At 67.9% G+C, this 23,535-nt stretch carries 18 protein-coding genes and 1 tRNA gene; 11 read left to right on the forward strand and 8 right to left on the reverse strand.

Annotated features, from left to right (window positions below; translation table 11 throughout):
* Positions 1-109 precede the first annotated feature (109 nt).
* The 3 genes from ASG43_RS07475 to aceA form a co-directional block, all read right to left on the reverse strand.
* Positions 110-475 carry a BrnA antitoxin family protein gene (locus ASG43_RS07475; protein WP_056502559.1) on the reverse strand — a complete coding sequence of 122 codons (366 nt, stop codon included), beginning with the start codon at positions 473-475 and terminating at the stop codon, positions 110-112.
* 101 nt (positions 476-576) lie between these two features.
* Positions 577-837, reverse strand: a complete 261-nt coding sequence (locus tag ASG43_RS07480; RefSeq protein WP_200939487.1) for a hypothetical protein — start codon at positions 835-837, stop codon at positions 577-579.
* A gap of 99 nt (positions 838-936) precedes the next feature.
* Positions 937-2,223 carry an isocitrate lyase gene (gene aceA / locus ASG43_RS07485; protein ID WP_056502562.1) on the reverse strand — a complete coding sequence of 429 codons (1,287 nt, stop codon included), beginning with the start codon at positions 2,221-2,223 and terminating at the stop codon, positions 937-939.
* Between the two features lie 230 nt (positions 2,224-2,453).
* Here aceA and ASG43_RS07490 point away from each other — a divergent pair, with 230 nt between their 5' ends.
* From ASG43_RS07490 to ASG43_RS07520, 7 genes are all read left to right on the forward strand, one after another.
* The gene (locus ASG43_RS07490) at positions 2,454-3,872 is read left to right on the forward strand and encodes an XRE family transcriptional regulator (protein WP_056502565.1); all 1,419 of its coding nucleotides are present in this window, start codon (positions 2,454-2,456) and stop codon (positions 3,870-3,872) included.
* A 92-nt stretch (positions 3,873-3,964) separates the two neighbouring features.
* Complete coding sequence (locus ASG43_RS07495; protein WP_056502567.1) at positions 3,965-4,756, forward strand: aspartyl/asparaginyl beta-hydroxylase domain-containing protein; 792 nt, start codon at positions 3,965-3,967, stop codon at positions 4,754-4,756.
* Positions 4,753-5,319 carry a GNAT family N-acetyltransferase gene (locus ASG43_RS07500; RefSeq protein WP_056502571.1) on the forward strand — a complete coding sequence of 189 codons (567 nt, stop codon included), beginning with the start codon at positions 4,753-4,755 and terminating at the stop codon, positions 5,317-5,319. Before ASG43_RS07495 ends, ASG43_RS07500 begins: the two co-directional genes overlap by 4 nt.
* A gap of 118 nt (positions 5,320-5,437) precedes the next feature.
* Complete coding sequence (locus tag ASG43_RS07505; protein WP_056502574.1) at positions 5,438-6,532, forward strand: polyamine ABC transporter substrate-binding protein; 1,095 nt, start codon at positions 5,438-5,440, stop codon at positions 6,530-6,532.
* A gap of 104 nt (positions 6,533-6,636) precedes the next feature.
* Positions 6,637-7,788: an ABC transporter ATP-binding protein gene (locus tag ASG43_RS07510; RefSeq protein ID WP_056502577.1), complete on the forward strand. Its 1,152-nt coding sequence runs from the start codon at positions 6,637-6,639 to the stop codon at positions 7,786-7,788.
* 10 nt (positions 7,789-7,798) lie between these two features.
* Positions 7,799-8,722, forward strand: a complete 924-nt coding sequence (locus tag ASG43_RS07515) for an ABC transporter permease subunit (protein ID WP_056502579.1) — start codon at positions 7,799-7,801, stop codon at positions 8,720-8,722.
* Complete coding sequence (locus tag ASG43_RS07520; RefSeq protein WP_056502582.1) at positions 8,719-9,537, forward strand: ABC transporter permease subunit; 819 nt, start codon at positions 8,719-8,721, stop codon at positions 9,535-9,537. The genes ASG43_RS07515 and ASG43_RS07520 overlap by 4 nt, the downstream gene beginning before the upstream one ends.
* Before the next feature lie 63 nt (positions 9,538-9,600).
* On the opposite strand, the gene ASG43_RS07525 is transcribed toward ASG43_RS07520, so the two are convergent.
* The gene (locus ASG43_RS07525) at positions 9,601-10,740 is read right to left on the reverse strand and encodes a hypothetical protein (protein ID WP_056502583.1); all 1,140 of its coding nucleotides are present in this window, start codon (positions 10,738-10,740) and stop codon (positions 9,601-9,603) included.
* Between the two features lie 43 nt (positions 10,741-10,783).
* On the reverse strand, positions 10,784-12,535 hold the full coding sequence (locus ASG43_RS07530) for an AsmA-like C-terminal region-containing protein (RefSeq protein WP_056502586.1): 1,752 nt from the start codon (positions 12,533-12,535) through the stop codon (positions 10,784-10,786).
* Positions 12,536-12,818: 283 nt separating this feature from the next.
* Between ASG43_RS07530 and ASG43_RS07535 the strand changes: the two genes are divergently transcribed.
* Entirely contained in the window at positions 12,819-14,720 is a 1,902-nt protein-coding gene (locus tag ASG43_RS07535) for an acetoacetate--CoA ligase (protein ID WP_244488016.1), read from the forward strand.
* Here ASG43_RS07535 and ASG43_RS07540 read toward each other — a convergent pair.
* The 3 genes from ASG43_RS07540 to ASG43_RS23265 form a co-directional block, all read right to left on the reverse strand.
* Complete coding sequence (locus ASG43_RS07540) at positions 14,708-16,420, reverse strand: iron ABC transporter permease (RefSeq protein WP_056502592.1); 1,713 nt, start codon at positions 16,418-16,420, stop codon at positions 14,708-14,710. The genes ASG43_RS07535 and ASG43_RS07540 overlap by 13 nt on opposite strands.
* 99 nt (positions 16,421-16,519) lie before the next feature.
* Complete coding sequence (locus ASG43_RS07545; protein ID WP_056502594.1) at positions 16,520-17,581, reverse strand: Fe(3+) ABC transporter substrate-binding protein; 1,062 nt, start codon at positions 17,579-17,581, stop codon at positions 16,520-16,522.
* 220 nt (positions 17,582-17,801) lie between these two features.
* Positions 17,802-22,037, reverse strand: a complete 4,236-nt coding sequence (locus ASG43_RS23265; RefSeq protein WP_056502596.1) for an ATP-binding protein — start codon at positions 22,035-22,037, stop codon at positions 17,802-17,804.
* A 292-nt stretch (positions 22,038-22,329) separates the two neighbouring features.
* Here ASG43_RS23265 and ASG43_RS07555 point away from each other — a divergent pair, with 292 nt between their 5' ends.
* The 3 genes from ASG43_RS07555 to ASG43_RS23380 all read left to right on the forward strand — a co-directional run.
* On the forward strand, positions 22,330-22,839 hold the full coding sequence (locus ASG43_RS07555) for a phasin (protein ID WP_082490729.1): 510 nt from the start codon (positions 22,330-22,332) through the stop codon (positions 22,837-22,839).
* 216 nt (positions 22,840-23,055) lie between these two features.
* Positions 23,056-23,132, forward strand: a tRNA-His gene (locus ASG43_RS07560).
* 85 nt (positions 23,133-23,217) lie between these two features.
* On the forward strand, positions 23,218-23,535 hold a 318-nt coding region (locus ASG43_RS23380), incomplete at its 3' end, for a hypothetical protein (protein ID WP_210168270.1).

The following is a 23,535-nucleotide window of genomic DNA, read 5'->3' on the forward strand; positions in this document are numbered from 1 at the left end:
GGGAAAGGTGGTCGGCGGTTTCAGGTCGAGCCGACCGCGCGAGGCGCGGCGGTCGAACGTCTTCCTACACCAGCGGCCGAAGCCGCTGGCCAGTCCAGGCCTGCTGCCATCATTCCCTCTCCTGCTGCACCATGCGTCGGACTGCCTCGTTCACGCGGCTCTGCCAGCCGGGGCCCGAAGCGCGAAGCTTGGCGAGGACATCGTCGTCGAGACGGATCGAAACGGCCGTCTTCCGTCGCTCGGGGCCGCGTTTGCGCGCTTGCGTCAGCGCGGCATGCAGATCCGGCATCGCTTGGCGCATCGGGCGAAGACGCGCGAGTTCTTCGGAGGTCAGTTCCGGACTCTCGACCGATTGCCAGTCCTCGCGCGTATAGCCGTGTGCCGCTGCGTGGGCGGGATCAAACTCTTTCTCCACGGTCTCTCCTTTCACGAATCGAGATGAGCATCCCCATTGATCCTTGCGGTCGATCTTCATCGACGATCACCCCTCGCGTGATCCGGTCGGTCTCGCAAAAAAGAGCGGGCGCTTTCCGCGCCCGCTCTCCCGAAGATCCATCAGACGACGGGTTGCCGTCCTCAGTTTTCCGTCTTGACCACGACCGGGATCAGGAGATCGCCCCAGTTGCCGGCGCCCGAATGATGGCGGGCGGAGCGGACGAGTTCGACGGAGACACCGGATTCCACGGCCTTCATGACCGACTGGTTCAGGCGGTGAAGGTCGTTGGCGAGCATGCGGATGGCGGCCTGCTGGGCGTCGTCCATGGCGGAGGACTGCTCCTCGGCGCGCTCGCGGACGCGGGTCTTCGGGCGGATGTCGGCTGTTGCGATGGCGCTCATGGTCTCTCTCCCGGATGGAATGGGCCTTGTAGGGGCTGGCCCCGATGGAATTCGGCTCGGTCGGGCTGGGCGCGGCATGCCGTCGCCCGGCGGACGGCTCTACTCGGCCGCTTCGTGGAACTGGTGGCTCTCGGTCGATTCGCTCATCGCGGTCGTCGAGGACGTGCCGCCGGAGATGACGACCGACACGGCGTCGAAATAGCCGGTGCCGACCTCGCGCTGGTGGCGCGTCGCGGTGTAGCCGTTCACCTCGGCGGCGAACTCGGCCTCCTGCAACTCCGAATAGGCCGCCATCTGGCGATCCTTGTAGCCGCGGGCCAGTTCGAACATGCCGAAGTTCAGCTGGTGGAAGCCGGCCAGCGTGATGAACTGGAACTTGTAGCCCATGGCGCCGAGTTCGCGCTGGAACTTGGCGATCGTGGCGTCGTCGAGGTTCTTCTTCCAGTTGAACGAGGGCGAGCAATTGTAGGCCAGCATCTGGTGCGGATGCTCGCGTTTGACGGCTTCGGCGAAGCGGCGCGCCTGATCGAGATCGGGCTTGGAGGTCTCGCACCAGATGAGATCGGCGTGAGGAGCATAGGCGATGGCGCGGGCGATGCAGGGCTCGAGGCCGTTCTTCACGTGGTAGAAGCCTTCCGTCGTGCGCTCCTTGTCGTAGTCGACGAAGGGCTTGTCGCGGTCGTCGATGTCGGAGGTCAGAAGCTTGGCGGCTTCGGCATCGGTGCGGGCGATGACGAGGGACGGCACGCCCATCACGTCGGCGGCCAGACGCGCCGCGGTGAGGTTGCGGATGTGGGCCTGCGTCGGGATCAGCACCTTGCCGCCGAGATGGCCGCACTTCTTCTCGGACGCGAGCTGGTCCTCGTAATGGACGCCGGCGGCGCCCGCCTCGATGAAGGCCTTCATGATCTCGAAGGCGTTGAGCGGCCCGCCGAAGCCGGCCTCGGCATCGGCGACGATCGGAGCGAACCAGTTGTCGACGGAGGTCTCGCCTTCGGAATGCTCGATCTGGTCGGCGCGCTGGAGCGTGCGGTTGATGCGGCGGCACAGCTCGGGCGCGGCATTGGCGGGGTAGAGCGACTGGTCGGGATACATGGAGGAGGCGGTGTTGGAGTCCGCGGCGACCTGCCAGCCCGAGAGGTAGATCGCCTTCAGGCCGGCGCGGACCTGCTGCATGGCCTGGTTGCCCGTCATGGCGCCGAGCGCGTTGACGAAGTCCTCCTCGTGAACGAGCTTCCAGAGCGCGTTCGCGCCCCGTTCGGCCAGCGTGTAGCGGATCTCGACCGAACCGCGCAGGCGCCGCACGTCGGCGGCGGTGTAGTTGCGCGTCACATGATCGAAGCGGCCCTCGGGTGCGGAGGGAACAAGGTTGTAAAAATCGGTCATGTCGGCGTGTCCTACGGCTGGTCTCGTTGCCGCCGGCGTCGGTGCCCCCGTCGCTCGGCTTGTGTGAGATGTGACACCGCGCTCCGGTTCGGTCCAGCTTAGGGGCGGCATAAGCTGCGCTGAAAGGGGTCGGGCTGTCTTGCTTGTGACCGACCGCGCCGGTAAATCTGTAAAGATTGTCACGGACCCGTTCTGTCGGATCTGTCACAAATCGTAACGGAGAGCCTGCATTGGCCGAGAGCAAGATCTTCGCGGGGCCCCGGATCCGCCGTGTGCGCGGCACGCTCGGCCTGACCCAGACCGCGATGGCCGGCCGGCTCGGCATCTCGCCGTCCTATCTCAATCTCATCGAGCGCAACCAGCGCCCGCTCACCGTCCAGCTGATCCTCAAGATGGCGGAGGTCTTCGACCTCGATCTCGGCGAGCTCAGCGGCGGCGGGGCCGGCACGGCGGCGGAGCTGCGCGTCGTCTTCGCCGACCCGCTGCTCGCGGCCGAGCTGCCCGGCGACGGGGAGCTCGTCGAGATCGCGGAAGGATCGCCCAATGTCGCCGCCGGGATCGCCAAGCTCTACCGCGCCTATCGCGAGGGCCAGGACCGGCTGTCCGATCTGTCCGCGCTCCTCGCCCGGGAGGGGCACCAGACGCGGGCGACCGGCGCGCGCCTGCCGAGCGACGAGGTGCAGGAGGTCTTCGAGAACCGCCCCAACCACTTCCCCGCCATCGAGACGGCGGCGGAGACGTTTCGCGCCTCGCTCGGAGCGGGCGAGGATCTGTCGGGGCTCCTGCGTGCCTGGCTGCGGCGCGAGCATGAGGTCGCCGTGCGCGTGCTGCCGGCGGAAACCATGCCGCTCTGGCGCCGTCGCTTCGATCGCCATTCGCGTCGTCTCTTCGTGTCCGAACGCCTCGTCCCGGCCGACCGGCTGCGCGAGGTCGCCACGGAGGTGGCGCTTCTCGGCTTCGGCCCGGTGATCGCGGCCGAGGTCGAGACCTTCGGCTTCTCGAGCGCGGAGGCGCAGCGCCTCGCCCGGTTCGAACTGCTGCGCTACGCCGCGCACGCGCTGATGATGCCCTATGGGCCGTTCCAGGCGGCGGCCGAGCGGACGGGGGGCGACATCGATGTGCTGGCGGGCCGGTTCGATGCCTCCTTCGAGCAGGCGGCGACGCGGCTCACCACGTTGCAGCGGCAGTCGGCGCCGGGCCTGCCGTTCTTCCTCGTGGAGATCGACGGTGCGGGAAACCGGCTGCGGCGCGCGGGCGCGCGGGGCTTTCCGGTGCAGCGCTTCGGCGGCGATTGTCCCAAGCTCCTGCATCACGCGGCCTTTTCCGAAGGCGGGCGAACCTTGTGCGAGCGCGTCGAGATGCCGGACGGCGCGTCCTTCCTGACCATCGCCCGGACGCTGGAGGGGCCGGCGGCCGGCTTCGGCGAGCGCCCACGGCGCACGGCGATCCTCATCGGCCTCGATGCCGCCTTCGCGGAGCGAACCGTCTACGGAAGGGCGCTCGGCGAGGGCGCGCGTTCGACGCCGATCGGTCCGGCCTGCCGTCTCTGCGAGCGGCAGGGGTGCCTTGCGCGCGCGGCCCCGCCGCTGACGCGTCCGCTCGGCCTCGACGAGGCCGTCACGGGATTGGGCGGCTTCGACTTTCAATAGGCTTGTGACATCCGTCCCGTCGCCGCTATGTCACCGTCTCAATCGACCGATCGGCGAGGCCGGCGTCGAAACGCGAAGCGGCGACGGGGATCATGGACCAGCGCATCCAGCAGAAGACGAAGACCGAAGGGCTCGAGGATACGATGTCGCGCGGCGGCTTCGTCGCCAAGGCCGTGCAGACCCTCGTCGACGGGGCGGAAAAGCTGAACCTCCGGCATTCCGCCGTCGGCAATCCCGCGGTCTATCCGACCGACGACTTTCCCTGGGCGCGCGAGGTCGAGGCGGAATGGTGGCTGATCCGGGCCGAGCTCGACAGGATCCTCGTGCGCAAGGGCGATTTGCCCGCCTTCCACGAGATCTCATCGGAGGTCCGTTCGATCTCGTCCGACCAGAACTGGAAGACCTTCTTTCTCTGCGGCTACGGCATCAAGTCGCAGGAGGCGATCAACCAGTGTCCCGAGACCTGGCGCATCCTCCAGACGATTCCGGGGCTGAAGAGCGCGATGTTCTCGATCTTCGAGCCGGGGAAGCATCTGCCGCCCCACCGTGGACCCTATAACGGCGTCCTGCGCTTCCATCTCGGCCTGATCGTGCCGGACCAGCCGGACAAGGTCGGAATCCGCATCGACACCGAGACCCGTCACTGGAGGGAAGGCGAGGCGCTGATCTTCGACGACGCCTACGAGCATGAGGCTTGGAACCACTCCGACGAGGTTCGCGTGGTGCTTTTCGTCGATTTCGAGAAGCCGCTGCGCTTTCCCGCCAATCTGACCAACAAGGCGGTGCTGAACCTCGCCGTCTTCACGCCCTTCATCCGCGAGGGCTACAAGGCACACAAGGCCTGGGAGAAGATGTTCTACGGCGAAGGTCGCAAGCACCGATGAGCGAGGGGGTCGAGGCGCCGCGTTGGCGTCCCCTTCGCGCGGAGGATCTGCCCGGCCTCGACGCGCTGGCCGATCTCGTCCATCCCACCTTCTTCGAGCGGCCGGAGGTTCTGGCGGAGCGGCTGGCGCTGTTTCCCGAAGGCTGCTTGGCGCTTCCCGGCCTGGCGGGCGTCAGCCGACTGTCGGGCTATATCCTCTCCCATCCCGCCAGGCTCGGCTCGCCGCCGCCGCTCGACACGCTGCTCGGCCGGCTCGATCCCCAGGCCGATGCGCTCTACCTTCACGACATCGCGCTCGGGCCGGAATGTCGGGGGCGGGGCCTCGCCGCCGAGGCCATCGGCCGCGTCCTTTCGATCGGCGCGCGCTATCCCGCGACGATGCTGATCTCGGTCTACGGCACCGCGCCGTTCTGGCGCCGCTTCGGATTTCGCGACGAAACCGACACGGCCAATCCGGACAAGCTCGCGCCCTACGGGTCGGGCGCGCGCTACATGGTGCGGCGCAGCGACGGGTCCGAAGTCGGCGTCGATGACGCTTTGGCGAAGCTGGTGCAAGAGGGCTAGGCAGACGGCGGCGAATGCTCAATAGTGAGGCGAGTTCCCGACGCGCCGACGCGCTCAGGCGATCAGTTTCCCATACGGCCGTGGCCGAAACTGTTGATAAAGAAGGTCAAAACCCTCCATGAAGCAAAGACTTGCCGCTCTCGTCGCCTCGACGGTGCTGTCCCTCGTCGCCACGGCGGCCTTCGCCCAGGAAAAGGTTGTCCGGGTCTACAACTGGTCCGACTATATCGACGATTCGATCCTCAAGGACTTCACGAAGGAGACGGGGATCGAGGTCGTCTACGACGTGTTCGATTCCAACGAGATCCTCGAGACCAAGCTGCTCGCCGGCGGCACCGGTTACGACGTCGTGGTTCCCTCCGCCGAATATCTCGGACGGCAGATCGAGGCCGGCGTGTTCCAGAAGCTCGACAAGTCGAAGCTGCCGAACATGTCCAACATGTGGGACGTGATCTCCAGGCAGGTGGCGACCTACGATCCGGACAACGCCTATTCCGTGAACTACATGTGGGGCACGACCGGCATCGGCTACAACGTCAAGAAGGTGGCCGAACTCCTGCCGAACGCGCCGACCGACAGCTGGGCGCTCGTCTTCGATCCGCAATATGCCGAGAAGCTGTCCGGCTGCGGCATCGACATGCTGGATTCCGGCGCCGAGATGATCACGGCGGCGTTGAACTATCTCGGCCTCGATCCGAACGCCAAGAGCGCCGAGGACGTGCAGAAGGCCGAGGATCTTCTCCTGAAGGTCCGGCCCTTCATCCGCAAGTTCCACTCCTCGGAATATGTGAACGGGCTCGCCAACGGCGACATCTGCGTCGCGGTCGGCTTTTCCGGCGACGTGTTCCAGGCGCGCGACCGCGCGGCGGAAGCCGGGCAGGGCGTCGAGGTGGCCTATTCCATTCCGAAGGAGGGCGCGCTTCTCTTCTTCGACCAGCTCGCGGTTCCGGCCGACGCGCCGCATGTCGACAACGCCCATGCCTTCATCAACTACATGATGAAGCCCGAGGTGATCGCCAAGGCGACGAACTACGTCTCCTATGCCAACGGCAACAAGGCGTCGCAGCCCTTCGTCAATCCCGACACGTTGGCCGACAAGGCCGTCTATCCCGACGAGGCGACGCTCGCCAAGCTCTACACCAAGATGCCCTACGACGCGAAGACGCAACGCCTCGTCACGCGCGCCTTCACGACGGTCAAGACGGGTCAGTGAGACCGTCGACGCGCGCGTGAAGCCCGCAACGCGCGATCGATCGAACGCCACCCGGCCGCGGACGCGGCCGGGTTTTTTCCTGACGAACCAGTGAAAGTCCCCGCATGGCGGTCGCGCCCAAATCTCTCGGCAACATCCGGCGCGCCTTCGAGCCGTGGAACGATCCGGCCGCCCAGCCGCTGATCCGCTTCACCGACATCACCAAGCGTTTCGGCACCTTCACCGCCGTGGACGGCCTCAATCTCGGAATCTACAGCCGCGAGTTCTTCGCGCTGCTCGGGCCATCGGGCTGCGGGAAGTCGACGCTCCTTCGCATGCTCGCGGGCTTCGAGGATCCCACGACCGGCGACGTCACGCTGGAGGGGAAGAGCCTCGTCGGCGTGCCGCCCTACAAGCGGCCGGTGAACATGATGTTCCAGTCCTACGCGCTGTTCCCGCATATGAGCGTCGAGAAGAACATCGCCTTCGGCCTCAAACAGGACGGCATGGCGAAGTCCGAGCGCGACGACCGCGTCGCCGAGATGCTGAAGCTCGTGAAGCTGACGCCCTTCGCCAAGCGCAAGCCCCAGCAGCTCTCCGGCGGCCAGCAGCAGCGCGTGGCGCTCGCCCGTTCGCTCGCCAAACGGCCGAAGGTGCTGCTCCTCGACGAGCCGCTCGGCGCTCTCGACAAGAAGCTTCGCGAGGAAACGCAGTTCGAGCTGATGGACCTCCAGCAGAAGCTGGCGCTCACCTTCGTCGTCGTCACGCACGACCAGGAGGAGGCGATGGTCATGGCCGATCGCGTGGCGCTGATGCGCGAGGGGCGGATCGCGCAGGTCGCGACGCCCGCCGTGATCTACGAGGCGCCGGACAACCGCTACGTCGCCGATTTCATCGGCAACGTGAACATTCTGGAGGGCAAGGTCGAGGAGCGCCGGGGCGCGCGCCTTCGCCTGTCCGCGGCGGGCACGATCATCGAGGTGGAGACGCCGAGGGATCTGGGCTCCGGCGCGACGGGCTTCTTCGCGATCCGGCCGGAGAAGATGCGCATTTCCCGCCGTCCGCCGGAGGACGTTTCGGTCAATGCGCTGAAGGGCGAGGTCTGGGACATCGCCTATCTCGGCGACGTCACGCTCTACAACGTGAAGCTCCCCACCGGCGAGATCCTACGCGCCACCACCATCAACGCCTCGCGCAGCGTCGCCGAGCCGCTGTCCTGGGACGACGAGGTCTGGCTGACCTTCTCGCCCGATGCCGGCATCGTGCTCGCGGACTGAAGGAGCGGACATGGCCACTTCCGGTCCGATCACGCCGAAGACGCAAGGCGGCAGCCTCTATCGGCGCACCGTCATCGGCCTGCCCTATCTCTGGCTGGCGCTGTTCTTCCTCGCGCCCTTCCTGATCGTCCTCAAGATCTCGCTGTCCGAGACCGCGATCGCCCAGCCGCCCTATGTCCCGGTCTTCCCGCTGGACACGCTGTCGGGCTTCCTTGATGCGGCGCGCCAGCTGAACCTCGCCAATTACGCGTGGATCGCGGACGATCCGCTTTATCTCAACGCCTATCTGTCCAGCCTTCGCATCGCGGGAATCGCCACGATGCTCTCGCTGCTCGTCGCCTATCCCTTCGCCTACGGCATGGCGCGGGCGCCGGCGGGCCTGCGGCCGATCCTCCTGATGATGACGATCCTGCCGTTCTGGACGAGCTTCCTCATCCGCGTCTATGCCTGGATCGGCATCCTGAAGCCGGAGGGGCTGCTCAACCAGTTCCTGCTCTTTGCCGGCGTCATCTCGCAGCCGCTGCAGATCCTCAACACGGAGATCGCGATCCACATCGGCATCGTCTATTCGTATCTCCCGTTCATGGTCCTGCCGATCTATGCGAGCCTGGAGCGCATGGACAACCGGCTGATCGAGGCCGCCGCCGATCTCGGCTGCCCGCCGATCAAGGCGTTCTGGACGGTGACGTTTCCGCTGTCGCTGCCCGGCGTGATCGCCGGGGTGTTCCTGGTCTTCATTCCCGCCGTCGGCGAGTTCGTGATCCCCGATCTCCTCGGCGGCTCCGGCACGCTGATGATCGGCAAGACGCTCTGGGACGAGTTCTTCTCCAACCGCGACTGGCCGGTCTCCTCCGCCGTCGCGGTGATCCTGCTTCTCGTCCTGGTCATCCCGATCGTGATCTTCCAGCGCGTCCAGGCGAAGGTGGCGACATGAACAAAGGCTGGCGCCCCTTCAACATCGTCTCGGTCACGCTCGGCTTTGCCTTCCTCTACCTGCCGATCGTGCTGCTCGTGGTCTATTCCTTCAACGCCTCGCGCCTCGTCACGGTCTGGGGCGGCTTCTCCACGCATTGGTACGGACAACTGTTCCAGAACCAGCAGATGCTCGACGCCGCCTGGGTGACGGTGCGCGTCGCGGTCCTGTCCGCCACCTTCGCCACGATCCTCGGCACGCTCGGCGCGCTGGCGCTGGTGCGCTTCGCCAATTTCCGGGGGCGGCTTCTCTTTTCCGGGATGATCTACGCGCCGCTCGTCATGCCGGAGGTGATCACCGGCCTGTCGCTTCTCCTCCTCTTCGTCGCCATCGGCTTCGACCGAGGCTTCTGGACCGTCACGATCGCGCACACGACCTTCACCATGTGCTTCGTCGCCGTCGTCGTGCAGTCGCGGCTCGTCTCGGTCGACCGGAGCCTCGAAGAGGCCGCGCAGGATCTCGGCTGCCCGCCCGCCAAGACCTTCTTCCTCATCACCCTGCCGGTGATCTGGACGGCGGTAACCTCCGGCTGGATGCTCGCCTTCACGCTGTCGCTCGACGATCTCGTGATCGCGAGCTTCGCGTCGGGACCCGGCGCGACGACCTTGCCGATGCGGATCTACAGCCAGGTCCGTCTCGGCGTGACGCCCGAGATCAACGCGATCTGCACGATCCTCATCGCCGTCGTCTCCGTCGGCGTCATCATCGCCGGCATCCTGTCGAAGCGGCAGATCGTCCGGCGCGAGCGCGACGAGCGGCTGGCGGCGGGCGGCTGACCCCTCAGTCTGCCGTTTCGGCGGCAGGGCCGGGTGCGGGTCTCGCCGCGTCGGCCGACGGACTCACTTCGCGCAGGTGCAGTCGGCGGCGTTGGCCTTCAGGATCGCCTCGAAGGTCGCGTCGATCGCGACCGCGAGCGGATCGCCGCCGTCGGCCCTGGCGCGCATGAGGTAGTCCAGCGCCTCGATCGAAGAGAAGGCGGCGGACAGCTTCATCTGCACGGCGCGGTCCGAGACGAGCGGCCGGCCGAGCACCAGGGGACGCGTCTCGGCCAATCGCGCGAGGACGGGATAGGCGGTGGCGGAGGCCGCGAGCGCGCCGCCGATCGGCATGGCGTTCGGCGTCGCCGTGATGAAGCCGCCGGCCTTCGCCGCCGCCGACAGGCGGTCGATCGCCCCGACGAGATCGGCCGGGTTCGCCAGGTCTTCCGACGGTGCCGGCTTCAGGGGCGGCAGATCGGGATCGGTGCTCGACGGCGCTGCGGTCGAGCCGGTCGCCATGGAATCGTCGATGCGCTCCAGTCCGGCCGCCGGGCGCAGGTCCGGAAAGGGTCCCATGGCCGGCCGCACGGCTGGGGCGGCGAGGGGCAGCGGCACCGGCTTCATCGCCCGCAGCGCTTCGGCGACGCTGCGCTCGGCGACGGCTTTCTGCGTGGCGACGAGCCGGTCGCGCTGGATCGGCGTCATGCCGAGACGGCCCGCGAAGCCGCGCAAGGTCGCGATGTAGTCCGGCACGCCGCTGCAGAGATAGGGCGAAGGCGATTGCGTCAGATAGTCGGCGAGGCTGACGCGCAGCCGGTCGCCCATCCAGCGGGCGTCCTCGTCCGTCCCGCCGCTCGCCCGCCCCTTGCTCCGGGCGAGCGACGCGACGATGCGCAGCGCCGCGGTCTCCCCGGTGGTCCGCTTGCCGAGCGAGGTGGGGGGAAAGAGCAGCATGCCGGGCAGGGACGAATCGCCGGCAAAGGAGCCGGGCGTGCTGGCGCCGGAGGTCGAACCGGCCGCCTTGACCGTCTGGTACTCGGCCTCGGCGATCCGACGCAGGGACGCATGGTAGCGCTCGACGCAGCTGTCCGCGGCCTCCTGCGCGTGAGCGGCCCCCAGGATCGTGGCGAAGAGGCCGACGGTCAAGACCGCGAGCATCGTCCGGCGGGACCGGATCGGCCTCGTGCGGAAAGCCTCGGGCTTCGGGCGGAACTGTGGCATGGCTCGTCCTCGTCGAGGGGCCGCTTCCCCGGCCCGCAGCCGTTCACTCGCCGCTGGATCCAGCGGTTGTGACGACGACGGGATGCGGCCACGAGCCCCGCATTGTCATCCCGATGGGTTTCGGCTTCGTCAACGCCGCGCCGGAGACCGCCGACGGCACCGGAGCGGGATCGAAGGTTCCGACGAGATCGGCCTCGTCGGCGCCATTGAGGAGGAAGCCGCTCGCCTCGATCGTTCCGAGCTCGGACGACAGGCGCAGCGAGCGCAGTTCCATCCGCGATCCCCAGGTCGCGATCTCCGCCTTCAAGGTGGCGAAGGGCAGCGCCGCAGGCGCGGTGCCGGGATCGAAGACGGTCCGTCCGTCGGTCGTCAGGCGCTGAGGATCGAGGCCGGAGACGCTTCCGGAGCGCGCGGACAGAACGACCTCCAGCCGGTGGCGGCGCAGGAGGTCGGCCCAGCTGGTCACCGGCGACGCCGCGTCGAAGGCGACGTCGGCCCGTCCCGTTGCGAGGGCGGGATCGAGACCGAAGGCGGCGAAGAGACCGCTCGCGTCCACGTCGCGCGCCGAGGCGGAGCCCTTGAGGACGGGAGGGCGCGCGGTGGAATCGATCGCGACGCGCATCTGACCCCGGCCGCCGAGCAGCTCGGCATCGCCGATGTCGAGAGTCGCCACGCCATCCTTCATCTTCACGGTTCCCGCGAGATCGGACAAAGCCAGCGGTCCCGCCTGTCCGCGTTCGGCGGAAACGCGCAGGTCGATGTCCATGCTGTCGACGAACGCGGTGGGGATCGTCCGCGTGGCAGCCAGCGGGTTCGTCGGCCTCGGCGCGAGGGCCTCCGCGATCCCGTCGAGATCGAGCCGTTCGAAGGCGAGGGTGCCGCCGAGGCTTGGGCGGCGATCTTCGGGAAAGACGAGGTCGAGCGCGCCCCGGCCCTCGAACCCTTCGATCGAGACCGTCGCCCGGGCGAGGTCGAACCGTCCGTCCTCCGACATGAGATCGGCCGCCAGCGTGAGCGGGCCGATTTCAGGGACGGCAGGCCGGTGATCCGTCAGCCAGTCGATGGCCCGTCCGAGCGAGGGAAGACTTGCCGTCAGACGTCCGGCGAGCCGCCCGGACGAGGCGGCTTCTCCGGCGAAGGCGACGCTGAGTTCGGGCGACGTCATCTGGAATTCGGCGGTGCTCGCCCCGCCCTCCAACAGCGCCAGCGGCCTGGCGAGGTCGAGGCTCACCGTCACCGGCTGACCGTTCCAGTCGTAGCTTCCCGTGAGTTCGGCCGACGCGGATTCGGCAGGCCATGAGACGGCGATGTGAGCCGCGGAGACGAGCGGTCTGCCGTCGCGCTCGCTGCGCAGAACGCCGTTGCGGATCTCGACCTCGCCGACCTCGTTCAGACGCGCGAGGATCGGCTCGAGGACCTTGGGCACCGGCGTCTCGAAGGTCGGCAGGGCGGCGGCCACGAGATCGGGCTGCTCCAGCACGAGACGCTCGATCCGGACGCCGCCGAAGAGGGCGGTCCAGAGATCGAGGTCCGCCGTCATCCGGTCGACCGACAAAGCGGGGCGGGCGTCCTCCGCGCCGACCTCCACATCATAGAGAACGAGGCGCGGCACCGGCAGCAGCCGAAAGACGGTGCGGCCTTCGCTCGCCACCACCCGCGCATAGCCGAGGTCGGACAATGCCCCCATCACCTCGCGGCGCGCGAGATCGGCGCCCAGCGCCACTTGCCGAAAGCCCAACGCGGCGGCGAGGGCCAGCGCCGCGAGAAGAACGAGGCCGAGCGCGAGGTGCCGCAACGCGGGGTTCCGCGGCTTCGACCGATCGCTCTCCCGGCTTGTCGTCACACTCGTTCCTCTTGGGCTCATCGTCTTCTAGCGGCTGACGCGCAGGACGCAATGGCGGTTCCCGAGGTGGACGGGGCTCGGGCGCTCCCGGTCCGCGGTCCCTCGTGCGGACGAAACGCCCTTGCCGCTTCGGTCGGCGAATGCCAATCCTTCCCGTCGGGGATCACGGGACGATCGAGACATGGCTGGACGAGTGCTCTGGAGCCCGAGCGCGGCGCGCATCGCGGCGCATCCGATGACGGCCTTCGCCCGCGCGGCCGAGGAGCGGACGGGCCGGAGCCTCGAGAGCTACGAGGCGCTGCACGCCTGGTCGATCACGGATCGAGCGACCTTCTGGCGGCTGGTCTGGGACCATTGCGGCGTCGTCGGAGAGCCGGGCGGGACGGCTCTCGTCGAGGCCGGCGACATGCTGGGCGACCGATTCTTTCCCGATGCGCGCCTCAACGTCGCCGAAAACCTCCTCCGCTCCGCCGGCACCGGCGAGGCGATCGTCTTCCGGGGCGAGGATAGGGTCGAGACACGGCTTTCGCACGATGAGCTCCGTTCGCTCGTGTCGCGGCTCGCGCAGGCGCTCCGGGCCGAAGGCATCGTCGCGGGCGACCGGGTCGCCGCGATGATGCCCAACATGGCCGAGACCGTCGCCGCCATGCTCGCCGCCGCCTCCATCGGCGCCGTCTGGTGCTCCTGCTCGCCCGATTTCGGGACGCGCGGCGTCACCGACCGGTTCGGACAGATCGAGCCCAAGCTTCTCTTCGTGCCGGACGGCTATTTCTACGGCGGCAAGACGATCCGCATCGCGGAGAAGCTCGGCGAGATCGTCGCGGCCCTGAAGATTCCGAAGACCGTCGTCGTGCCCTATATCGGAGAGGCGAGCGACATCGCGGCGCGCCTTCCCGGCGCGGTGACGCTGGAGGCGTTCCTCGCGCCCTTCCAGCCGGCGGAGTTGAGCTTCGAACGGCTGCCCTTTGCTCATCCGCTCTACATCCTGTTCTCGTCGGGCACGACGGGCGTGCCGAAATGCATTGTCCACTCGGCCGGCGGAACGCTGCTCCAGCACCTCAAGGAACATCGGCTCCATTCGGGCAGCGGCGAGGGATCGCGCGTCTTCTACTTCACCACCTGCGGCTGGATGATGTGGAACTGGCTGGTCTCGGCGCTCGGGGTCGGCGCGACCCTTCTCCTCTATGACGGATCGCCCTTCCATCCCGACGGCAACGCGATCTTCGACTACATCGCGCAGGAGAAGGCCACGTTCTTCGGAACGAGCGCCAAGTTCATCGATGCCGTGCGCAAGGAGGGTCTGAAGCCAATCGAGACCCACGATCTCTCGTCGGTCGAGGTCGTCGCCTCCACAGGCTCGCCGCTGTCGCCGGAGAGCTTCGACTTCGTCTATGCCGGCATCAAGGCGGACGTGCATCTGGCCTCGATCTCGGGCGGCACGGACATCGTCTCCTGCTTCGTGCTCGGCGTGCCCTGGCTGCCGGTGCGCGAAGGCGAGATCCAGGGGGCGGGGCTCGGCATGGCGGTCGACGTCTGGAACGAGGAGGGCCGGCCGGTGCGGGGCGAGAAGGGCGATCTCGTCTGCACGAAGGCTTTCACGGCCATGCCGGTCGCCTTCTGGAACGATCCGGACGGCGCGCGCTACCGGGCCGCCTATTTCGAGACCTTTCCTGGCGTCTGGTGCCACGGCGATTTCGCGCAATGGTCGGAGAGCGGCGGCATCGTCATCCACGGGCGCTCGGACGCCACGCTGAACCCGCAAGGGGTGCGGATCGGGACGGCCGAGATCTACAACATCGTCGAGCAGATGGAGGAGATCACCGAAGCCATCTGCATCGGGCAGGATTGGGACGGCGACGTGCGCGTCGTCCTGTTCGTCCGGCCGAAGGCGGGCACGGCTCTCGACGCCGCCCTCGTCCAGCGCATCCGAACCGCGATCCGTCAGGGCGCATCGCCGCGCCATGTGCCGGCCAAGGTGCTCGCCGTATCCGATATTCCGCGCACCAAATCGGGCAAGATCGTCGAGCTCGCCGTGCGCGAGGTCGTCCACGGCCGGCCCGTGAAGAACAAGGACGCGCTGGCCAACCCCGAGGCGCTGGACCTTTTCGTCGGCCTTGCGGAGCTTCAGGAGGCCTGATCGGCGCCGCTGCCGGTTTCGGCAAGCGTGCGCGTCAGGAGGATGACGGGCAGGATGCCGACGAGGACGATGAGGAGGGCGGCAAGCGCGCCGTCCTCGAAGGCCGATCGCGAGGCGGAGGCGTAGACGAAGGTCGCCAGCGTCTCGAAGTCGAAGGGGCGGAGCAGGATCGTCGCCGAGAGCTCCTTGGACGCGTCGACGAAGACGAGGAGGACGGCGGTGAGGACGGCCGGCCGCATCAGCGGCAGGAGCACCTCGCGCAACGTGCGGCCCGGACCGCGCCCGAGCGTGCGTGCGGCCATGTCGAGATGGGGCGAAAGCTTGACGAAGCCGCTCTCCACCGAGCCGTGCCCCATCGCCATGAACCGCACGAAGCAGGCATAGACGATCGCAAAGCCCGAGCCGGACAGGAGGAGGCCCGTCGAGACGCCGAAGGCCTCGCGCAGGACCGCGTCCAGCGCGTTGTCGAAGGCCGCGAGCGGCACGAGGATGCCGATGGCGAGCACGGTTCCCGGAACGGCATAGCCGAGCGCGGCGATGCGCACGAGGACGGAGAGGCGCTTGGACCGCGTCAGACGGATGCCGTAGGCCATGACGAAGCCGGCGGCGACGGTGAGGATGCCGGTCGCCGTCGCGATGGCCACGGTATGGCCGAGCGCGCGCCAGAGTTGAACGTCCGCCGCCTGTTCGAGCCGCTTCAGCGCGAAGGCGCCGAGCACGGTCAGCGGGATGCCGAAGCCGGCGGCGATCGGCAGGAGGCAGGCGAGGAGGGCGCCCGCGCCCCGCCATCCCGTGAGGCGCTCGCGGCCCGCGCGCGGCCGGTCGGCCCGGTGGAGCGAGAAGCGCTGGCGACGGCGAGCGAAGCGCTCGACCAGCACGAGCGCGACGATCACGACGAGCATCAGGAGGGCGATCTGGGTCGCTCCCTCCAGATCGCCCCGGTTCAGCCAGGTCGAATAGACGGCGAAGGTGAGGGTCCTGACGCCGAGGAACTCCACCGCGCCGATGTCGTTCACGGCCTCCATCAAGGCGAGCGCGACGCCGACCGCGATGGCCGGGCGCGCCATCGGCAGGAGCACGCGGAAGAAGACGCGGGCGCGCGAGGCGCCGAGCGTGCGCGCGACGTCGCCGGCCTTGCGGCCCTGCATGACGAAGACCATCCGCACGGTCAGGAAGACGTAGGGGTAGAGGACCACCGAGAGGATCACCACGGCTCCGCCGAGCGAGCGGATGTCGGGAAACCAGTAGTCGCGCGGCGTCTGGAAGCTGAACAGCGCCCGGATCGCGGTCTGGACCGGACCGGTGAAGTGCAGGAATTCCACGAAGCAATAGGCGGCGATGTAGGTGGGAACGGCGAGCGGCAGGACGAGGGCCCAGGCGAAGATCCGCCGGCCGGGAAAGTCGAAGCTCGCGACGAGCCAGGCGGTGAGGACGCCGATCGAACCGGCCAGGAGCGCCACGCCCGCCATGAGGAGCAGCGTCACGCGGCTCGCCTGCGGCAGGATCGTCGTCGCCAGATGCTCCCAGTTCGCCGCCGTGCCGGACAGCGCGATCACGAGAAGGGCGGCGAGCGGCAGGACGACGGTCGCGGCGACGAGGAGACCGGCCGCGAGATAGGCGCGATCCGCCCGACTGCGTCTCGACAGGCGCGGGGCGGCGGGGATGGGCGCGGGCTTGGCGAGGGGCGCGGTCGCGGACATGCCGGGTGGATCGTCCTTGGCGGGCTTGGCTGGAAACGGCAAGCGGCGCCCGTGGCCAAGGCCCCGGGCGCCGGTCAGATCACGCGAGTCGGTAAACGATCAGCTCTGCGGGCCTTCGTCGTAGCCGACCTCGTCGACGATCTCGGAGGCCTTGGTGCGGAACTTGGCGATTTCAGCCAGCGGCAGGGTGTCGGGCTTCAGTTCGCCGAAGGCCTTGACGCTCTCGGAGATCGCGATGCCCGGCTCCAGCGGATATTCGTAGTTGATCTCGGAATAGATCCGCTGCGCCTCGTCGCCGGACAGGTACTCCATCAGCTTGATGGCGTTCTCCTTGTTCGGCGCGTTCTTGGCGAGCGCGATGCCGGAGATGTTCACGTGGGTGAGGCCGTTGTCGAAGGTCGGCATGACGACGTTGATCGCCTTCGCCCATTCCTTCTGCTCGGGCTCCTTCTCGTTGTTCTGCATCAGGCCGACATAATAGGTGTTGCCGAGTGCGATGTCGCATTCGCCCGCCGCGATGGCCTTGGCCTGGTCGCGATCGCCGCCTTCGGGCTTGCGGGCGAGGTTGTCACGAAGACCGGTGACCCAGGTGCGCGCGGCCTCCTCGCCGTGATGGGCGATGTAGGCGGCGATCAGCGCAACGTTGTACTGGTGCTGGCCGGAGCGCGTGCAGAGCCTGCCCTTCCACTTGGGGTCGGCGAGTTCCTCGTAGGTGATCGCGGTTTCGCTCACGCGCTCCTTGGAGGCGTAGACGACGCGGCCGCGCGCCGTGAGGCCGAACCATTCGTTCTCGGAATCGCGGAATTCGGCGGGGATGTTCTTCTCGAGAACCTCGTCCTTCACAGGCTGGACGACGCCGGCCTTCTTGGACGCGTCGAGATTGCCGACGTCGACCGTCATGATGACGTCCGCGGGCGAATTCGCGCCCTCCGCGGCGATGCGCTCCTGCAGGCCCTTGTCGATGAAGATCGCGGCCGTCGAAAGGCCCGTCTCCTTCGTGAAGGCGTCGAGCAGCGGCTGGATCAGCGAAGGCTGGCGCGAGGTGTAGATGTTGACGTCGGCCGCGGACGCGGCGCCGACCAAGGCGCTGGATGCAGCCAGTGTCAGGGCCGTCCGCCGAAGGGCGGCGACGAGGCGGGGGCTGGCGAAACGGGTCGTCATGTCGGGTTCTCCTCGGCGACGGGACAGCCGCGCCCTGCGGCTGACGAGCCCGACATGCCGCATGAGGAACCGCGACGCAAGCGCCAATTAAGAAAAGAGCGAGCAATTACAATAACTTGGAATTCCTCTAATCTGGAGGCGTTCCAAGTTGGGTTTTAAGGTCATGTTTTCGCGGCAGCTTTGTCAGCTTATAATGCAGACTTACTAAAACGGTCCGCCGTCAGTCCGCGAGCACCCTCGGCGCGGGGAAGGCGATCTCGACGAGCGTGCCTTCCCCGGGCGTCGACTGGATCGAGAACTGCGCCCGGTTCGCCTCGACCATGGCCTTGGTGAGCGGCAGGCCGAGGCCCGTGCCCTCGCCGCGATTGGCGCTCGGCGCATGGACCTGTTGGAAGGGCGTCAGGGCGAGTTCGATCTCGCGCTCCGTCATGCCGATGCCGGAGTCGCGGAAGCGCAGCAGCACGTCGCCCTCGGCCGTGTAGGTCGTGGAGGCGATGATCTGCCCGCCCGCTGGCGTGAAACGGATGGCGTTGGCGACGAGGTTCAGCGCGATCTGGCGGATGGTCCTCCGGTCCGCGACGACGGGCGGCACGGAGGAGGGCAGGTTCGAGCGCACGATGACACGCTCGCGATTGGCTTGCGGCTGCATCAGCGAGACGACCTCCGAGACCACCTCGTTCAGCGACACGGCCTCGAAGGACAGATCGATCTTGCCGGCCTCGATCTTGGAAATGTCGAGGAGATCGTTGACGAGGTCGAGGACGTGGTGCCCCGAGCGCTTGATGTCGCCGAGATATTCCAGGTAGCGCTCGTTGCCGATCGGCCCGAAGCATTCCGACGACATGACGTCGGCAAAGCCGATGATCGCGTTCAGCGGCGTGCGCAGCTCGTGGCTGATATTGGCGAGGAAGCGGCTCTTGTGGAGACTTGCCGCCTCGGCCTGGCGGCGGGCGTTGACGAGGTCCTCCTCGATCCGCTTCCAGTGCGCGATGTCGCGGATGACGACGCACCAGCCGCGTTCGCCGGACAGGCGCCCGATCGTGATGAAGAGCGGGATGAAGCCGCCCTGGGAGACGCGCCCGATCACCTCGCGCCCGTCGTTGAGGATGCCGCCGATTCCGTCGTCGCGCAGCATGTCGAGATAGTCCACGGTCGCCTTCTGGCTTTCGTGGGCGAAGAGGCTGGAGACGTGGCGCCCGAAGGCCTCGGCCGCGCTGAGGCCGAACAGGGCGTGGGCCGAGCCGTTCATGGCGCGGATGTTGCCGGCCATGTCGAGGAGGACGATGCCGTCCGTCGCCGTGTCGAGCACGGCCTGCAGTTCCTCGACCTCCTGACGCAGGTCTTCGAGCGCGGGACCCGCATCGGCGGCTTCGTCGACGGCGGGGGAGAAGGACATGAGGAGCGCCGAACGCCCGCCTTCGGCGATGCGCTGCATATGGGCGCGCACGTCGACGACATCGCCGTCGGCGCGGCGGAGCGCGAGCGTGCCCTCGCCGCGGCGATCGAGAACGAGCGCGTCGAGACCGCCCGCCCGTTCGACGGCCGCGGCATCGGCATGGCCGGTGAGAACGGCGAATTCGGCGTTCACATAGATCGGACGCTCGCGGACCTGCACCAGCACCGCCAGGGGAAGACCGGCGAAGAGCCGTTCGAAGACGGTCAGGTCGAGGGGCGCCTCGGCGTCGTCCCCCGCCATGTCCTCATCGGCCCAGCCCGACGCGTCGTCGAACGCGGGGGACGCGGACGGCGTCGACGATGCGGCCTCGTCCGGATCGAGACCTTCGCGCTCTGCCGGATCCTGCGCTTCGATCGCGGTCGGAACCGCCGGAGCGGGTGCCGGCACGCCCGCCTCGTCGTCAGCCGGCACGTCGTCGTGATCGTCCGCACGATCGAGGCTCGCGTCGGCTTCGGCCACGGGGTCGGGCTCGCCTCCCGGGCCGATGAGCGCGTCCTCGAAAGCCACGGCCGGCGGGTCCGCATCGATGGAGCCCGCTTCGCCGGCGTCGCGCTCGTCCGGCGGGGCGATGCCCGTCCCGGCGGCCGCTTCATCCTCGGAAGCCGCGGGGGAAGCGTCGTCGATCGCGTCGAGATCGGCCGCCTCGTCCTCCTCGGATGGCGGGAACGCGAGATCGTCGTCGGCCGGCTGCGCAGTTCCCGGTTCCTCGAACCGCAGGGCACCGGGAGACTCGGCTTCGGCCTGATGGCCGAGCTTCACGCCGATCGCGCGAAACGCGGCCTCTTCGGCGAGCGACAGCGCGCCGTCGCGCGGGCGGCGCCGCTCCTCGAGACGGATGACCTTCGGGGCGACCTCGCCCTGGTCCTGGGGCGCGGGCAACGCCGATGCCGGCTCCGGCGGGGCCGGCATGTCCGCCGGCGGCTCGGCCCGCCTGCCGAAGCTCTCGGCCTCGAACCGCCGCAGGAACGGCTTTTCACGCGGGGCGACCGCTTCGCGGGACGCCTCGTCCTCCGCCACGCGGGCTTGCCCGGTCGGCTTTCCCTCGACCGGCGACGCCGGGCCGACGAGATGCAAGCCGAGCCCCTCGTCGTCCGCGACCGATTCGTTCAGCCGGACGATGCCGAAGCCGCGAAAGCCATCGAAGCTTCGGTCGCGGCCGTAGACCGGCAGGGCGGCGAGGTCGACCGGCACCTTGCGGTCGCTGCCCTCGACCGGCCAGAGGATCGTGCGCCCGGACCAGGTGTCGCGCCGCTCCAGAAGCCGCGCGATCTCGCGCGTCGCATCGAAGCCGAAGACCCGCGCGACGTCGGCGAAGCTGCGCCCGACCACATCGGCCGCGTTCGGGCCGACGGCCGTGGCGAAGTCGGGCGACAGGAAGCGGAACGCCCCGGTCCGATCAATCTGCCAGACGAACCGCACCGGCGCGACATCGAAGCGCGGCCTGAAGCCGGACGGAGGCGCGGGAGCCGGCGGTTCCGCGGGAACGGCCGGCTCGTCATCGGCCAACGGAACGTTCTCGGGCATTGCCGAGCGATCGGCGGCGTCGTCCGAGGCGGGCTCGCTCGGAATCGTCTCGTCGGCGGCGAGGTCCGGCTCCGGGGCGATCGCGTCGGCGACATCTCGCAGGGGCCCGACGCCGACGGCAGGATCGACGGCGTCGAGGAGATCGAGACCCGGTCCATCCGCAAGGTCTGCCGGCTTTTGCGAAGCGGTTCCGGCTTCGGCCACAGCCGGCTCGGGCCGCTCCGGCGTCGCCGGCTCGTCCGCAGCGGATGCGTCGTCGCGGCTCGGCTCTTCATCCGACGGCGGGGCGATCACCGCTTGCGGCGGAACGGCCGTCGTCGCGCCCCAGTTCGAGCGTTGCCGGGGAGCGGGGGCCGCAGCCACGGAAGCTGCCGCCCCCGGGATCGATGAAGCGGCCGGGGCCGGCTCAGCCGTGTCGAGCGGCGGCTTCTGCATGCCCGCTTCGTCCGGAACCGGGTCCAGAACGCCGGCCGCCTGCGGGCCATCCTCGGCCCAGCCAAGGTTTGGAAGACCAACCTCCGGAAGGCCAACCTCGGGCAAGCCCGCTTCCGGCAGGTCCGTCGCGGGTTCGGCGGCGACGATCGGCGCGACGTCCGCTTCCCCGTCCGTCGACGCGGCCGGCGATGGCTCCGCGTGGGGCGAGGCATGGTCCGTCGAGGACCCGGCCGCCTTCGAGGCCGCATCCGGCTCCTGCGCGTGCCAGCGCTGGAGGAGAGCCGCCACGGACAAGCCGGTTCGCGGCGCGCCCAGCTTCGGCCGCTTGACGGAGAAGGACGAGAAGCCGGTCGGCGCGGGTCTTGCCTCGACGGCCGGCGAACGGTCCGGGACGGCCGAGGCCGCGCGGTCGTCGGGTGTCTCGGCCGCTTCCGGTCGCGGCCGTTCGCTTGGCGCGATGCGCACGACGATCCGCCCGAAGGGCGCCCGCGACAAAGACAGGCGCGCGCGGCCGTCGTCGTCCCGAAGGCTCCGCTCGGACGCCGCGGCGAAGGCGCGGACCCGTTCGGCGAGATCGGGGATCGCCTCGTCGGAGAAGCTTGGCGTCGCGGCGCGGCGTTCATCGCCGGAAAACACCGCGGCGCTGCCGTCGTCCGGAGACGAGAAGGCCAGGATGTCGTCGGCGTCGAACCCCTGCCCGAAACCGTCGATCGTCAAAAGCGCGACGCCGTCGTCCCCGAGATCGGGGCGCAGGGCGATATCCGCCGTCGACATGCGCGTTCCCGCGCGGGTGGGCAGACGCAGGAGGACCCGCGCGCTCGCGTTGGCGTTCAGCATGCGCACAGAGGAGCGGATCTGTCGAAGGGTCGCAGACGGGGAGGTCGTGGCATCGCCGACGAGCGGGCGCATGGCTGCATCTGCGAAGAGGACGTGATCGAGGGTTCGGTCGAACACGGCGACCGCCGCACCGGCTTCCACCGCCTCACAGAGGGCGATATCGGCGAGGATGTCGATCGGCGAAGGTCTCGTCCTCGTCGTCATCGGGCGGGGTCCATGCAGGTTCGTCGGCGATGTGCCGATTGGTTAAGCCAATCTTAATAGGCGGTGGTCACGACCAAGGCCAGAATCATCGGCCCTGCCGGCATGATTGCCTTGCGAAAGGGTTAATCCCGATTGCAACGGAAAGAGGGCGAAAGGCGTTTATGTTGCATTGCACAATCGGTCCTGATAGAGGATCGGTGTCTCGTGCGGATCCACCGGCGCGGGAGCGGATCCGCCGGTCGTTCCGTTGGGATCGGGCTGAACCATTCATTCGAGCGCAGGGAGAGAAGACATGTCGGAACACGAGTTCAACCAGGCCGCCGATGCCGCCAAGGCTGCTGGCGAGGCCTCCGTTCGCCATGCGCAGGACATGATGGGCACCGCCCAGTCCATGATGGATCCGTCGAAGATGACGGAGACGTTTCGCGCGATGACGCAGAAGTCGATGGAGCAGTCGAAGGAAGCCTACGCGCGGATGAAGAGCGCGGCGGACGACGCGACCAAGACGCTGGAGACGACGATGGAAAGCGCCCATCAGGGTTCGCTGTCGCTGTCGAAGAAGGCGATCGACGCCATGCGCAGCAATGCCGAGGCCGGTTTCCAGCACATGGAAAAGATGATGTCGGCGAAGTCCTTCGCCGAAGTGATCGAGATGCAGACCTCGTATCTGCGCAAGCAGGTCGAACTCGCCACCGATCAGACGAAGGATCTCCAGTCCCTCGCCCAGCAAGTGGCGCAGGAACTGATGAAGCCCGGTCGCGAAGCCTTTCAAAAGGCCGCGGACAGCGCCAAGTCGCTCTGATGATCGGTCGGGAGCCGCAGTTCGTCGATATGACGTCGCCGGTCCCGCGCTGTCGTTTGATGCAGTCGCCTTCCGCTTTGCGCGGGGGCATTCCAAAGGGATGGCCGAGCTCGATGCCCGGCCTTCCCCCTCATTCCCGCGTTCTCCACTGCTTATCCCTTGCGTCGCGCGCCGAAAGATTTTAAGGGACCAGCGACGCCCTCGGGCATCACATGTGCGGTTGTAGCTCAGTTGGTTAGAGCGTTGGATTGTGGCTCCAGAGGTCGGTGGTTCGAACCCACCCAACCGTACCATTCTTGCCTGAAATCGTTGGTTTAACAGGTTCTTGAGGCATCTCAGGCACTTGAAGGTCGCGCTCCGCTACAAAGGGCGCTACAGATGCACGTCATCATGACCAGCCTACGACGCGCGAAAAACAACGACTGGTTCGCTCGCAAGGGCATCCCTGCCGATCTACGCGATAGTTACGCAGCCACCTTTGGGGTTCGGCAGGAGGAGCGCTTCCGCCGACCCGCTGCATTATCGCCAGCTCAAGCTAAGGCGGCATTTGCCGATTGGCTTGCCGAGGTGGAGGGACGGATTGCTCGCCTCCAGAGCCTCCACGATGGCACGCAACAGACCCTAACGGCCCGCGAACGACGGGGGTTGTGCGGCCAGTGGTATACCTGGTTCACGCGGCAGCACGAGGACGACCCG

Source organism: Aureimonas sp. Leaf454, assembly GCF_001424685.1.
In the GTDB taxonomy this organism is placed as follows: Bacteria; Pseudomonadota; Alphaproteobacteria; order Rhizobiales; family Rhizobiaceae; genus Plantimonas.

What these genes read in the sequence shown, in the direction of transcription:
- ASG43_RS07475 (WP_056502559.1), bottom strand. Translation starts at nt 475, where the DNA reads ATGAAGATCGACCGCAAGGATCAATGGGGATGCTCATCTCGATTCGTG.
- ASG43_RS07480 (WP_200939487.1), bottom strand. Translation starts at nt 837, where the DNA reads ATGAGCGCCATCGCAACAGCCGACATCCGCCCGAAGACCCGCGTCCGC.
- aceA (WP_056502562.1), bottom strand. Translation starts at nt 2,223, where the DNA reads ATGACCGATTTTTACAACCTTGTTCCCTCCGCACCCGAGGGCCGCTTC.
- ASG43_RS07495 (WP_056502567.1), top strand. Translation starts at nt 3,965, where the DNA reads ATGGACCAGCGCATCCAGCAGAAGACGAAGACCGAAGGGCTCGAGGAT.
- ASG43_RS07500 (WP_056502571.1), top strand. Translation starts at nt 4,753, where the DNA reads ATGAGCGAGGGGGTCGAGGCGCCGCGTTGGCGTCCCCTTCGCGCGGAG.
- ASG43_RS07505 (WP_056502574.1), top strand. Translation starts at nt 5,438, where the DNA reads ATGAAGCAAAGACTTGCCGCTCTCGTCGCCTCGACGGTGCTGTCCCTC.
- ASG43_RS07510 (WP_056502577.1), top strand. Translation starts at nt 6,637, where the DNA reads ATGGCGGTCGCGCCCAAATCTCTCGGCAACATCCGGCGCGCCTTCGAG.
- ASG43_RS07515 (WP_056502579.1), top strand. Translation starts at nt 7,799, where the DNA reads ATGGCCACTTCCGGTCCGATCACGCCGAAGACGCAAGGCGGCAGCCTC.
- ASG43_RS07520 (WP_056502582.1), top strand. Translation starts at nt 8,719, where the DNA reads ATGAACAAAGGCTGGCGCCCCTTCAACATCGTCTCGGTCACGCTCGGC.
- ASG43_RS07525 (WP_056502583.1), bottom strand. Translation starts at nt 10,740, where the DNA reads ATGCCACAGTTCCGCCCGAAGCCCGAGGCTTTCCGCACGAGGCCGATC.
- ASG43_RS07535 (WP_244488016.1), top strand. Translation starts at nt 12,819, where the DNA reads ATGACGGCCTTCGCCCGCGCGGCCGAGGAGCGGACGGGCCGGAGCCTC.
- ASG43_RS07540 (WP_056502592.1), bottom strand. Translation starts at nt 16,420, where the DNA reads ATGTCCGCGACCGCGCCCCTCGCCAAGCCCGCGCCCATCCCCGCCGCC.
- ASG43_RS07545 (WP_056502594.1), bottom strand. Translation starts at nt 17,581, where the DNA reads ATGACGACCCGTTTCGCCAGCCCCCGCCTCGTCGCCGCCCTTCGGCGG.
- ASG43_RS23265 (WP_056502596.1), bottom strand. Translation starts at nt 22,037, where the DNA reads ATGACGACGAGGACGAGACCTTCGCCGATCGACATCCTCGCCGATATC.
- ASG43_RS07555 (WP_082490729.1), top strand. Translation starts at nt 22,330, where the DNA reads ATGTCGGAACACGAGTTCAACCAGGCCGCCGATGCCGCCAAGGCTGCT.